The organism is Actinotignum stranguriae (assembly GCF_051265215.1).
In the GTDB taxonomy this organism is placed as follows: Bacteria; Actinomycetota; Actinomycetes; order Actinomycetales; family Actinomycetaceae; genus Actinotignum; species Actinotignum schaalii_C.
The window spans coordinates 20,274-32,881 of the sequence record NZ_JBOZCJ010000010.1 but is presented as its reverse complement, the minus strand read 5'-3'; the positions used below and the strand labels follow the sequence as shown (position 1 = coordinate 32,881).

Genomic DNA, 12,608 nt, shown 5'->3' with positions numbered 1-12,608 from the left:
GCACAGTGCTCGCCCTGATGCCCAGTCTAGTCGCTGCTCAGCGCGCTGGTTGGCGACACCTCGCCGTATTCCGCGGCGACGTCGCCCGCACCGGCCGCCCCGCGATCATCAGCCGGCGTGGGGCGCAGCACCAGTGCACCCAAAGGCTCATCCTGTTCGGCGGCTATCGCGCCCCGACGTAACAATTCCAAGACCGCCAAGAAACGGGCCACGACTACCTGCACCGATCTAGCGTCGGAGCAGAGCTGCGCAAAAGTGAAAGACTCGCCACCTCGAAAACGTTCTTCTAGGTAGGAAATTTGACTGGCAACCGGAACAACCGGGGAGTGCAAATGCTCCAGGCGAACCAGCGGCTCGGAAGTATCACGGGTGAAAGCACGGGCAGCCAGCAGGGCCAGATCCATGACCCCGAGCGGGAGGCGCACCTCCGGAAGCGCTTTCGCGTACATTTCCTCGAGGGGAACATCACGGCCCACCCGCCGCCCGGTTTCCTCCAGGCGTGCCCCGAAATCCCGAGCTACTTCTTTGAAAGCTCGGTACTGGAGCAGCTTGGCGAAGAGAAGATCACGCTGTTCAAGGAGCTCCCAATCTTCTTCTTCGCTTTCGTGGCGCGGCAGCAAGCGCGCTAGTTTCATATCGAGGAGGGTGGCGGCCACGACCAAAAATTCTGAGGTGGTAGATAGATCTACCTCCGGCCGAGACCGAATCCAGGCGATGAACTCATCCGTCACTTCCGCCAAGGCCACCTCGGTAATATCCAAGTTTTTCTTGGAAATCATGGAGAGTAGTACCGAAAATGGCCCCGAATACACGTCGAGATCAACGTCAAAATCGGAGGAGACATCAAAAAGGGTGGTCACGCCCACTCCCGCTTAGGCACTCTGACCGCGGGCAATCACTTCGCGCGCCAACTTCCGATAAGCTACCGCACCCGGGTGCGAGGGCGCGTATTGGGTGATAGGTTCTCCGGCTACCGAGGCATCGGGGAACTTCACGGTACGGGCAATATAGGTGTGGTAGACCTTATCCCCGAATCCTTCGTGCACGGATCTCATCACATCGCGCGAGTGGAGGGTACGCATATCCACCATGGTGAGGAGGACTCCGTCAATGGTGAGCCGGGGATTAAGGCGATCTTGCACCCGGCCGATCTGTTCGGTTAGTAGTGCTACCCCGCGCATGGCAAAATATTCCGCCTCTAACGGGATAATAACTCCGTGTGCGGCAGTGAGCGCATTGACAGTGAGGAGACCCAGGGAGGGCTGGCAGTCAATAATGATGACGTCATAGTCATCGAGAACCGGGCGCAGCACCCGGCTGAGAGCCTGTTCGCGTGCCACTTCATTAATGAGCACAATTTCGGCAGCGGAAAGGTCAATATTGGCCGGGACCACATCTAGGCCCTCCACTTTCGAATGCTGAATGATTCCCCGCACATCCGGTTTCGCGGCAATAAGTTCGTTATAAATGGTGCGATCCAGCGCGCGGGCATTAATACCAAGACCGGCAGAGGCGGCGCCCTGCGGATCAAAATCCACAATGAGAACGCGCCGGCCATACCCGGCCAGCGCCGCGGCGAGGTTAATCGACGTTGTTGTTTTCCCCACGCCACCTTTTTGGTTAGACATCGCAATAATGCGCGCCGGGCCGTGTTCTTTCAAGGGCTCCGGTTCGGGAAAATCCACGTTTTCAGTTTCAAAAAGCGCGTTCTGTTCGGTCACATCTCTAGGGTACCTAAACTCGGAGGATTTGCGGTGCCATTTCTGGCGAAGAGCGTAGAACGACGCCGCCGCGCCTACCCCGCTTCCTACTCGCTGCGCAGCGCCCGCGGGTGCGAGGTGGCATACACCTCTTTGAGCACGTCGGGGGAAACCTGGGTATAAATCTGGGTGGTGGTCACCGAGGAATGCCCGAGCAGCTCCTGAACCACCCGCACATCCGCACCGCCCTGGAGAAGGTGGGTGGCAAAAGAATGCCGCAGCGAATGCGGAGAGACATGCGCGGTAATACCGGCGCGCTCGGATGCCTGGCGAATAATGAGCCAGGCGCTCTGGCGGGAAAGTACCCGCCCGCGGGTATTGAGGAAGAGCTTGGTCACTCCCTCCCCGCGGGCGGCAAGCTCCGGGCGGGCCCGGGTCGTGTAGGCATCCAGTGCTTCCAGGGCGTAGCGCCCCAGCGGCACGACGCGTTCTTTGCGGCCCTTACCGAAGAGCCGAATCGTGGTGGTATCCGTATCGATATCATCGGCGGTAAGCCCGAGTGCTTCGGAGATCCGCGCTCCAGTTCCGTAGAGAACCTCCAGGAGGGCACGGTCGCGTAGGCCCAGGGGTGGTGGAGTGGCCCCAGCTGCCTCGATCATGGCGGTGACCTCGGCAATTGTCAGGGCTTCGGGCAGGCGCGCGGGGAGTTTCGGGGGGCGCACCCGGCTAGCCGGATTGGCCGGGCAAGCGCCGTCGTCGTATAAAAACGCATGAAAAGCCCGCACCGCGGTCACGGCCCGCGCAATAGAAGCCGGGGCCATTCCCGTGAGCGTTTCGGAAAAGGAGGCGACGTCCTCCTCGCGTACCTCAGCGGGGCTGGTGACCCCGCGGGAATCGAGGTGCGCAAGATATTTACGCAAATCGCGCCGATACGCAGCCACGGTATTGCGCGATAAGGCACGTTCGACACTGATATGGGCGAGGAACTGCGTAACAGCGCGCTGCAAGGGCGGGGTGCCGGGTTCAGCCATCTATTCTCCTTCGCGGGTGCGCGGTAGCCGCGCGTAGTGACGCGATAGTTAGGCGCTCAGGGTCTCGCGCCGGGCGCGAACGGAGGTGCACCCCGGGCGCGCGAAACCCGCGTGACCAGTAGACTAGTGCGTGGCACATCTCATGTAACCACAACCTTATGTTAGGAGAATTCAATGGCGAAGCTCGAATGGTCGCAGCTCGATCAGCGGGCCGTGGACACAACCCGGTTGCTGGCCGCCGATGCGGTACAAAAAACTGGCAATGGGCATCCCGGAACGGCTATGTCCCTGGCTCCGGCGGCCTATCTGCTCTACCAGCGGGTCATGAACCACGATCCGGCAGATTCTGCGTGGGTGGGCCGTGACCGTTTTATTCTCTCGGCCGGGCATTCCTCCCTCACGCAATACAATCAGCTCCTGCTGGCCGGTTACGGTCTGGAACTTGATGATATTAAGGCCTTGCGTACTCTCCACTCGAAGACTCCCGGCCACCCTGAATACGGCTATACCAACGGCGTGGAGATGACCACCGGTCCGCTGGGCCAGGGCCTGGCCTCCGCGGTGGGATTTGCGATGGCTTCCCGGCGTGCCCACGGGCTTTTTGACCGCGATACCCCGCTCGGTGAATCTGTGTTTGATCATTTTGTCTACGTGATTGCCGGTGATGGTTGCCTCCAGGAAGGCGTGACCAGTGAGGCCTGCTCACTGGCTGGCACCCAGGAGCTCGGGAATCTTATTCTCATTTATGATGACAACCGCATTTCCATTGAGGACAATACCTCCATTGCTTTCAGTGAGGATGTGCTGGCGCGTTACGAAGCCTACGGCTGGCACACCCAGCACGTGAATTGGATTAAGGAGGATGGTTCCTACCAGGAGGATGTCCAGGCGCTCTACGATGCGATTCTGGCCGCTCAGCAGGTTACCGATAAGCCCTCTATTATTAAGCTCTCCACCATTATTGCCTGGCCGGCGCCCACCAAGCAGAATACCGGCGCCTCGCACGGTTCGGCCCTGGGGGTGGAAGAAATTCGTGCCACTAAGGAAATCCTGGGCTTCGACCCGGATATTGATTTCCCGCTGGACGATGAGGTGCTCGCCCACACCCGTAAGAATGCGGCAGCGCGGGCGGCCGCGGCCCGCAAAGATTGGGATGCTCGTTTCGAAGCCTGGCGTGCCTCCCATCCGGAAGAAGCCGCGCTCTATGATCGCATCCGGGCCAAGAAGTTCCCGGAGGGCTGGGAAAAGAAGCTGCCGAGCTGGGAGCCGGATCCCAAGGGTATCGCCACTCGCGCGGCTTCCGGAGCGGTGCTCAATGCTCTCGCCCCGGTGCTCCCCGAATTGTGGGGCGGTTCGGCTGATCTGGCCGGCTCGAATAACACCACGATGAAGGGCGAACCGTCCTTCCTGCCCGCGCATCGTTCCTCGCAGATGTTCTCCGGTGATATTTACGGGCGTACCCTCCACTTCGGTATCCGTGAATTCGCCATGGGCGCGATCATTAACGGAATTACCCTGGATGGACTCACCCGCGCCTACGGCGGCACTTTCTTTGTGTTCTCCGACTACATGCGCGGTGCAGCGCGCCTGGCGGCCATTATGAATATCCCCTCGATCTTTGTGTGGACGCATGATTCGGTGGGCGTAGGCGAAGACGGCCCCACCCATCAGCCCATCGAACACCTGTGGGCCTACCGAGCCATCCCGCGCCTCAATATTGTGCGTCCGGCCGATGCGAATGAAACCGCTGCCGCGTGGCGCGGGGCATTGGAGAAGGTCGACGGCGGGCCTACCGGCCTCATCCTCACCCGGCAGGGCGTGCCGATTCTGGAAGGGACCTCCACCGAAGGCGTCCTCAAGGGCGGCTACGTGCTGGCGGACTCCCCCACCGGGACCGTTGACGTGCAACTGCTGGCTACCGGTTCGGAAGTGCAGCTGGCAGTAGCCGCCCAGAAGATCCTCGCGGAGCAGGGTGTGGGTGCGCGTGTTATCTCGCTGCCCTGCCTGGAATGGTTCGAAGCTCAGGATCGGGCCTACCGTGATGCGGTGATTCTCCCCAACGTCAAGGCACGGGTCTCCGTGGAAGCTGGCGCCACCTTCGGATGGGCTGGCTACGTCGGGGACGCCGGGCGCAGTGTGGGTATCAATACCTACGGGGAATCCGGGCCCGGTGGTGAACTCATGAAAGAATATGGGATGACCGCTGAGCACGTGGTCTCCGCCGCCCTCGAATCCATCGAAGCGGCGCGCGCCTAGCGGGCAATTAGCGGTCCTAGCTGGCGTCAAGCCAGCAGGAACCGTAGTCGTTCGGCACCGGTAGCGTCATATCATCAAGGTCGCGGGGCCCTTGCATCGGCCCCGCGACCTTGATTAACTTTCATCGCTGGTGGCTTGTCACTCGTGGACACCGCGGTGCCGCTTTGTCGCTCAAACGTCTACCATAAGACAGGCGCATATTCTCGCCTTCTTTTTCACGACAGGAATTTTATGGTTGCTCCTACCTCAGGTAATCCACTCCGGGCTGTCGCTGACCGCCGCCTCCAGCGCGTGGCCGGCCCCTGCGGCATCGTTCTTTTTGGCATCACCGGTGACTTGGCGAACCGCAAAATTCTTCCCGCCCTCTACGACCTCGCGAATCGGGGGCTGTTGCCGCCGTCGTTCTCCATTATCGGAGTGGCGCGCCGTCCCGTGGACGCGGCTCGAAGTGTTGAAGCAGCTATCCGCAAAGGCGCCCAAACCCCGGTTATCGCTACCACCCTGGCCCAGATTCTTGGCGGTTTGCGGATGGTTGAGGGCCAGTACAATGATCCGGAGCTGTACCGCGCTCTCGGGGCGACCATGGCCGATGTGGATGCCAGTCGCGGGACCGGCGGAAATTTCGCCTTCTACCTCTCCATCCCACCCAGTCTTTTCCCGGTGGTGACCCAGGGACTCGCCACCGCGGGGCTTAATCGCGGGGCGCCGGGCAGCTGGCGCCGGGTGGTCATCGAGAAGCCTTTCGGGCACGATATGGCCTCCGCGCGTGAGCTCAATGCTTCGGTAAGCGGAGTATTCCCCCATGATTCGGTTTTCCGCATCGACCACTATCTCGGTAAAGAGACCGTGCAGAATATCCTCGCGCTGCGTTTCGCCAACGAACTGTATGAGCCGCTGTGGAATTCTTCCCATGTGGACCACGTGCAAATCACCATGGCTGAGGATATCGGGATTGGCTCGCGCGCCGGATATTACGACGGTATCGGAGCAACTCGTGACGTTATCCAAAACCACCTGCTCCAGCTCCTTGCTCTCACCGCGATGGAGGAGCCGACTTCTTTCCATGCCGATGCCCTGCGCGCGGAAAAGGAGAAAGTCCTCGAGGCCACCCATCTGTTCGGAAGCCCGGCAGAAGCTTCGGTGCGGGCGCAGTATTCGAGCGGCTGGCAGGGCGGCCAGTGGGTGCGCGGCTACCGGGAAGAGAACGGTATCCCGGCGGAATCCGTGACCGATACCTACGGAGCGATCGCCCTGGGAATTGAGACGCGGCGCTGGTCCGGAGTGCCTTTCTACCTGCGGACCGGTAAACGGCTCGGGCGGCGCGTTTCGGAAATTGCGGTGGTGTTCCGCAACCCACCTTTCCTCCCCTTCCCGGATGTTGCCGGGCTTGGACAAAACACCCTGGTTATCCGGGTACAACCCAATGAGGGCATCACCTTTAAATTTGGTTCCAAGGTGCCCGGCTCGGAAATGCGGCTGCGCGATGTCACCATGGACTTCGCCTACGGGCACGCTTTTACCGAGTACACCCCGGAGGCATACGAACGTCTCATTCTTGACGTGCTGCTGGGCGATCCGCCGCTTTTCCCGCAAACCCGGGAGGTGGAAGAGTCCTGGCGGATTATCGACCAGGTGGAAAATTATTGGGACGCCCACCCGGAATCTCTGGAAACATACGCGCCCGGATCCTGGGGTCCGGCCGGTGCCGATGCCATGCTCGCCGCCCACGGCCATGCCTGGCGCCGTCCCTAGCCCGCACCCGTCCCGTGCCTGAAAAAGATCCGAGGAAGCTTCATGATTAACCATATTGCCGATACCACGTCTGCCCAGGTGGGCCAGCAGCTTGATCAATTGCGCGGAACTTCCGGGGTAGGAGCCCTCGGGAGGGTCCTCACCCTCATTATCGTCGCGCATACCGAGGGAGGGGTGCGCGACGCTCTCGAAGCGGCGGCCGGAGCCTCTCGCGCCCATCCTTCGCGGATTATCGCGGTACTGCCGGTAGCCGGAGAAACCGCCCGTCTCGATGCGGAAATTCGTACCGGATCGGAAGCCGGCGCGTCCGAGATCGTTATTTTGCGCGCGCACGCGGGTGCCGCGGAGAATGTGGATACGTTGGTCACCCCGCTGTTGCTCCCCGATACTCCCGTTGTAACGTGGTGGATTCAGAATATGCCGGAAAACCCCGCGGCTACCGCGGCTGGGCGCATCGCGCAGCGCCGTATTACGACTACCCGCACCGCAGATCATCCGGCTCTGGCGCTTCAGCACCTTTCCGCAAATTATGTTCCGGGGGATACTGACCTGGGTTGGGCGGGCACTACCCTGTGGCGCAATTACATCGCCTCCATGGTTGATGAATTCCCAGCCCGTGTCATTACCGGCGCGAAGGTGTGGGGGCGGCCCCACCGCTCCTCGCTTTTCTTACTTGCCGCGTGGCTGCGGCTGCGTCTCGACGTCCCGGTGGAGATAGAGCCGCAGGAGGGCGCTCCGATTACCGGCGTGGAGCTGTTCTTGGACGACGGCGCAGCCCTCAGTCTGCATCGCACCCCCGGCAATGATCATGGCATCATGCTCCGCCCGGGCCGGGCTCCCCAGGAGGTTGCTTTGCCGGTACGTAGCTTGGAAGCGATGCTCATCGAGGATTTGCGCGATCTCAATCCCGATACCGCCTACGGCGAGGTTCTGACTAAAGGACTCCCTCTGCTGGATTATTCTCCCGCGGATGTGGATGTATAACCTGCTGCAGCCGTAGACGGATAGCGCTGTTGTACGCGACGTGATGCACTCAGCCGCGAGAAGCAGCGTGCGAAGCGGGGGCGGTACGTAGATATTACGTACCGGCCCCGCTGCTTAAGGGCTATATTAACGCCTTGTGAAAACTCTCGGGGCTTAGATGCCGACCTTGACGATGAGACCAATAAGAATAATGGAAATGCCCCAGATGAGGGCCAGCACCACGGTGATACGGTTGAGGTTGCGCTCGGCTACCCCGGAGGAACGCATGGACGTGGAAATACCTCCACCGAACATATCGGAGATACCGCCGCCCTTGCCTTTGTGCAGCAAGATGGAGAGCGTGAGGAAGATGCTGGTGATGAGCATAAGTACTTCGCAGGTAATGAGCAAAGCTTTCATTTCCAGTCCTTTCGGGTGCTTCGTGCACCCGGAGAGTAATAGAGTCCTTGGCTAGTGTACCTGGTGACACCGGCCAGCGGGAAATAAAACGTGCGGGGTGGGAAGAATCCCACCCCGCACGCGAGGGCCAGGCCGGTACACCTCGGTGATCGTTCCTAGCCGCTATCCTTTTTAGCCGCGGAACATCACGATCTTCGCGAATTCCTCCGCCTTGAGGCTGGCGCCACCCACGAGGGCACCGTCAACATCAGGCTGGGCCATAATCTCCTGGACGTTAGCCGCCTTGACCGATCCGCCGTACTGGATGCGAACCGCGGCAGCTGCCTCCGCACCGAAGGTTTCCTCGATGCGAGCCCGGATGGCACCGCAGACTTCCTGGGCGTCTTCCGGGGTGGCCACTTCACCGGTGCCAATAGCCCAGATGGGTTCGTAGGCAATAACGAGTTTGGCCACATCTGCTGCCTGGAAACCAGCGAAGAGTTCATCAATCTGAGAGACGACGTACTCGACGTGCCGGCCTTCCTTACGCACCTCAAGTGCCTCACCGCAGCAGACGATGGGCGTCATGCCAGCGCCAAGAACCTTCTGTGCCTTCTGGCCGATGAGTTCATTGCTTTCGCCGTGGTAGGCGCGCCGCTCCGAATGACCCACGATGACGTAGCTGCACCCGAGCTTGGAAAGCATCGGGGTGGAGATTTCGCCGGTGTAGGCGCCTTCGTCATGCACGGACACATCCTGAGCACCGTAGGCAATGCGCAGCTCATCCGATTCGCACAGGGTCTGGATAGACCGCAGATCGGTGTAGGGGGCGAAAACCGCCACGTCTACATCACCGTAGGTGAAACCTGCATCATCCAGGGTCCACGCGACTTTTTGCACAAGGTGGGTAGCCTCAAGATGATCCATATTCATCTTCCAGTTACCCGCCATCAGGGGGGTGCGTGCCATTAATCCTCCAGAACAGCGATACCGGGCAGGGTCTTACCCTCGAGGAATTCGAGGGAAGCGCCACCGCCGGTGGAAATATGGTTGAACTTCTCTTCGTCGAAACCGAGGATGCGCACGGCAGCCGCGGAGTCACCGCCACCAACGATGGTGAAGCCTTCGGCATCCTGCATGGCCTGGGCAACGCCCTTCGTGCCCTCAGCAAAGGCCGGGAACTCGAAGACACCCATGGGGCCATTCCAAACGATCGTCTTCGAGGAAGCGATCTTCTCCGCGTACTCAGATACGGTTTCCGGCCCGATGTCCAGGCCCATGCCATTGGCGGGCATATCGGAAGCGGAAACGATTTCGGATTCTGCATCCTTATCAAACTTATCGGCGACGACAACGTCAACCGGAAGGAGCAGCTCCACGCCCTTATTGGACGCGGTTTCAAGGTACTCGCGGGCCTTGTCGATCTGGTCATCTTCGCACAGCGAGGAGCCGATCTCATAGCCCTTGGCGCGCAGGAAGGTAAAGGCCATACCGCCACCGATGAGGAGAACATCTGCCTTATCCAGAAGGTTCTCAATCACGCCGATCTTATCGGAGACCTTGGAGCCACCGAGCACCACAGTGTAGGGACGCTCCGGATTTGCGGTGGCCTTGGACAGCGAATTAATTTCCTTGGCAACGAGTTCGCCGGCAGCCGAAGGCAGCAGCTTTGCAATATCGTAAACCGAGGCCTGCTTGCGGTGGACAACGCCGAAACCGTCGGACACGAAGACATCGGCCAGTGCAGCGTATTCCTTTGCGAGAGCCTCACGGTCAGCATCGACCTTGGAATCTTCACGCTTGTCGTAGCGCACGTTCTGGAGCAGCACAATATCGCCGTCGTTCAGGGCATCAATCTTAGCCTTAGCATCCGGACCCACGGTATCTTCCGCGAGGGGAACATCACGGCCGAGGAGTTCACCGAGGCGCTTAGCAACGGGAGCCAGGGAGAATTCCGGCTTCGGTTCGCCCTTGGGCCGGCCCAGGTGCGCGGTAACGATGACCTTCGCCTTGGCATCGAGAAGACGCTTGATGGTGGGCAGCGCGGCGCGGATACGGCCGTCGTCGGTAATGCGATCCCCATCCAGCGGAACGTTGAAATCAGAACGAACAAAAACCTTCTTGCCGGTGAGGTCACCGAGCGATTCAATAGTCCTCATATTTTTCCTTTCGCGTAGGGAAGCCCGTGCGCGCTAGCGCACGCACGGGCTTCACATCAGCTCATCGCTTGATCTTAGAGCTTGCTCGCAACGAGGTTGGCAAGCTTCACGAGGGAAGCAGCGTAGCCGTATTCGTTGTCGTACCAAGCGCCGATCTTGACCTGGCCGTCCATCACCTTGGTGAGGCCGGCATCGAAGATGGACTGGTGATGATCACCGATGATGTCCGAGGAGACGATGGGATCCTCGGTGTAAGCGAGGGTTCCCTTGAGAGCGCCTTCGGAGGCTTCCTTCATCGCGGCATTGATTTCTTCCACGGTGACATCGGACTTCTCAGCTTCGAAGGTGAGGTCCGTGAGGGAGCCGGTGATGGTGGGAACGCGTACGGCGTAACCATCAAGCTTGCCCTTGAGCTCGGGAAGAACCAGAGCAACGGCCTTGGCCGCACCGGTGGTGGTGGGGACCATGTTCTGCGCGGCCGCGCGGGCGCGACGCAGATCCTTGTGCGGGCCGTCCTGCAGGTTCTGATCCGCGGTGTAAGCGTGGATCGTGGTCATCAGACCCTTCTTGATACCGAACTTGTCCACGAGAACCTTCGCCACCGGGGCGAGGCAGTTCGTGGTGCAGGAAGCGTTGGAAATGATATTGTGCTTGGCCGGATCGTACTGATCGGAGTTCACGCCGATAACGAAGGTGGCATCTTCGCCCTTCGCCGGGGCGGAAATAAGAACCTTCTTGGCGCCGGCTTCGATATGAGCCTGGCAAGCTTCACCGGTACGGAAGCGGCCGGTGCACTCGAGAACAATGTCAACCTCGAGTTCCTTCCACGGGAGGTTGGCCGGATCCTTTTCAGCAAGAACCTTGATCTTCTTGCCGTCGAGCACGAATCCATCTTCGGTTGCTTCAATCTCCACGGGGAGGCGGCCGCCGGCGGTGTCATACTTCAGCAGGTGGGCGAGAGTCTTGATATCGGTCAGGTCATTGACCGCGACGATCTCGAAATCCGCACCCTCGGCGAGGGCTGCGCGGACAGCGGCACGACCAATACGGCCGAAGCCGTTAATAGCAACGCGTACAGTCACTCTTTATCCTCCTCACGCGCCAGCTAGCGCGTTTCCAACTCGACTTCTTGTCTTTGAGAAGTCCGTCCGAGAACTTCTCTCGGAACCATTAGCTATTCTACCGGTCACGTTCGGCTTGGGCTAATGCCAGCGGGAAGCACCTTGCGAACTTTGGCACAGAGCGAAACTCGACGGCGGCATAACACGCCCTTAGTCCCATTTTTGATTGTTAGTTTTTTCGACGACGGCGAACGCGCTACGCGCGTTAGGACATTGCGCTGTGCCCTGCTGCACGCACCGCGGCCATGGTATCCGGAATGCCCAGCTCTTTGGCCCGCTTATCAGCCATAGAATTCAAGCGACGCAACCGGCCGGCCACGGCATCTTTGGTGGCGCGCGGCGTGAGCTGCTCCCCGAGCAGGTTGAGGGAATCTTCCGGGTGGGCGATGCGGGCTTCGCCGGCTGCCCGCAAATTCTCCGGAACATCCGTGCCGAGAATTTCGAAAGCTCGCTTGACCCGAATCACCGCGATGACAGCGGCATCGGCACTGCGGCGCATATTTGCGTCGTCGAAATTAGCAAGACGATTAACCGTGCCGTGTACTTCCCGTTCCACGCGTAATTCCTCCCAACGCAGCACGGCATCATTGGCGCCCATCCGGGTGAGCATATCGGAGATAGCTTCTCCCCCGCGGATATCGATACGGTGGGCGCCGCGCGATTCACGTACCCGGTAGGGGATATCAAGGCGGCGTGCCAGCCCACCCAGAGCATAGGCCGCCTCCAGGCGCGGGCAAATAATCTCAAGGGAAGCATTGCGCCCGGGCTCCATGAGGGTACCTCGCGCGAGAAAAGCTCCGCGCCAGGCTGCTCCCGCATCGGCTTTTGATCCACCAACCACCGAGGGAGGTAGCCCCCGCACCGGCCGCCCGTGCGCGTCCAGGAGGCCGAGTTTCACCGCAATGCGTTCGGTGTTTTCCGAAGAACGAACCAGGAAACGTTGCCCCTGGCGCATCTGCGAGGAAACCGAGAGAAGTTCCGGTTCCACGGAGAAAAGCTGGCGCACCAATTCCCACAGGCGTTGCGCGGTTGCTCGGTGGCCCAGCTCAGCCACGAGTTCGAGGGTGCGCGAACGCACGGCCAATCCCCCGCCGTACCGGAACATCGCGGTGAGTTCAGCCAGAGCGGCGGAAAGCGAGGCCGGCGTAACGGTGGCTAGCTCATCTTTCACCGTACGTGTTAACGCGGACACGACTCCCCTTCCTCCTATGGTGGGACCGCTGCTCA

The 12,608-nt window shown here is 60.3% G+C and carries 11 protein-coding genes; 3 read left to right on the top strand and 8 right to left on the bottom strand.

The window, feature by feature from the left end; translation table 11 throughout:
• Positions 1 to 26 precede the first annotated feature (26 nt).
• The 3 genes from ACRQEG_RS04915 to xerD form a co-directional block, all read right to left on the bottom strand.
• Positions 27 to 860 carry a segregation and condensation protein A gene (locus tag ACRQEG_RS04915; RefSeq protein ID WP_320757161.1) on the bottom strand — a complete coding sequence of 278 codons (834 nt, stop codon included), beginning with the start codon at positions 858 to 860 and terminating at the stop codon, positions 27 to 29.
• A 12-nt stretch (positions 861 to 872) separates the two neighbouring features.
• The gene (locus tag ACRQEG_RS04910) at positions 873 to 1,721 is read right to left on the bottom strand and encodes a ParA family protein (protein WP_016442765.1); all 849 of its coding nucleotides are present in this window, start codon (positions 1,719 to 1,721) and stop codon (positions 873 to 875) included.
• An 86-nt stretch (positions 1,722 to 1,807) separates the two neighbouring features.
• A complete protein-coding gene (xerD, locus tag ACRQEG_RS04905; RefSeq protein WP_320757162.1) occupies positions 1,808 to 2,731 on the bottom strand; it encodes a site-specific tyrosine recombinase XerD in 924 nt (307 codons plus the stop codon).
• Between the two features lie 174 nt (positions 2,732 to 2,905).
• On the opposite strand from xerD, the gene tkt reads away from it, so the two are divergent.
• The 3 genes from tkt to ACRQEG_RS04890 all read left to right on the top strand — a co-directional run bounded on the left by tkt (position 2,906) and on the right by ACRQEG_RS04890 (position 7,723).
• A complete protein-coding gene (tkt, locus tag ACRQEG_RS04900) occupies positions 2,906 to 4,987 on the top strand; it encodes a transketolase (RefSeq protein ID WP_320757163.1) in 2,082 nt (693 codons plus the stop codon).
• Positions 4,988 to 5,218: 231 nt separating this feature from the next.
• A complete protein-coding gene (gene zwf, locus ACRQEG_RS04895) occupies positions 5,219 to 6,739 on the top strand; it encodes a glucose-6-phosphate dehydrogenase (protein ID WP_320757164.1) in 1,521 nt (506 codons plus the stop codon).
• Positions 6,740 to 6,781: 42 nt separating this feature from the next.
• Positions 6,782 to 7,723, top strand: coding sequence for a glucose-6-phosphate dehydrogenase assembly protein OpcA (locus ACRQEG_RS04890; RefSeq protein WP_320757165.1), 942 nt, complete (start codon positions 6,782 to 6,784; stop codon positions 7,721 to 7,723).
• 153 nt (positions 7,724 to 7,876) lie between these two features.
• On the opposite strand, the gene secG is transcribed toward ACRQEG_RS04890, so the two are convergent.
• From secG to whiA, 5 genes are all read right to left on the bottom strand, one after another.
• Entirely contained in the window at positions 7,877 to 8,122 is a 246-nt protein-coding gene (gene secG, locus ACRQEG_RS04885; protein ID WP_016442760.1) for a preprotein translocase subunit SecG, read from the bottom strand.
• A 171-nt stretch (positions 8,123 to 8,293) separates the two neighbouring features.
• Positions 8,294 to 9,070, bottom strand: a complete 777-nt coding sequence (tpiA, locus tag ACRQEG_RS04880) for a triose-phosphate isomerase (protein ID WP_320757166.1) — start codon at positions 9,068 to 9,070, stop codon at positions 8,294 to 8,296.
• Positions 9,070 to 10,260: a phosphoglycerate kinase gene (locus ACRQEG_RS04875; protein WP_320757167.1), complete on the bottom strand. Its 1,191-nt coding sequence runs from the start codon at positions 10,258 to 10,260 to the stop codon at positions 9,070 to 9,072. Before ACRQEG_RS04875 ends, tpiA begins: the two co-directional genes overlap by 1 nt.
• A 74-nt stretch (positions 10,261 to 10,334) precedes the next feature.
• Positions 10,335 to 11,342 (bottom strand): type I glyceraldehyde-3-phosphate dehydrogenase, encoded by a 1,008-nt coding sequence (gene gap, locus ACRQEG_RS04870; RefSeq protein ID WP_284890189.1) that lies wholly within the window; start codon positions 11,340 to 11,342, stop codon positions 10,335 to 10,337.
• Between the two features lie 244 nt (positions 11,343 to 11,586).
• The gene (whiA, locus tag ACRQEG_RS04865; RefSeq protein ID WP_284883402.1) at positions 11,587 to 12,573 is read right to left on the bottom strand and encodes a DNA-binding protein WhiA; all 987 of its coding nucleotides are present in this window, start codon (positions 12,571 to 12,573) and stop codon (positions 11,587 to 11,589) included.
• Positions 12,574 to 12,608 lie beyond the last annotated feature (35 nt).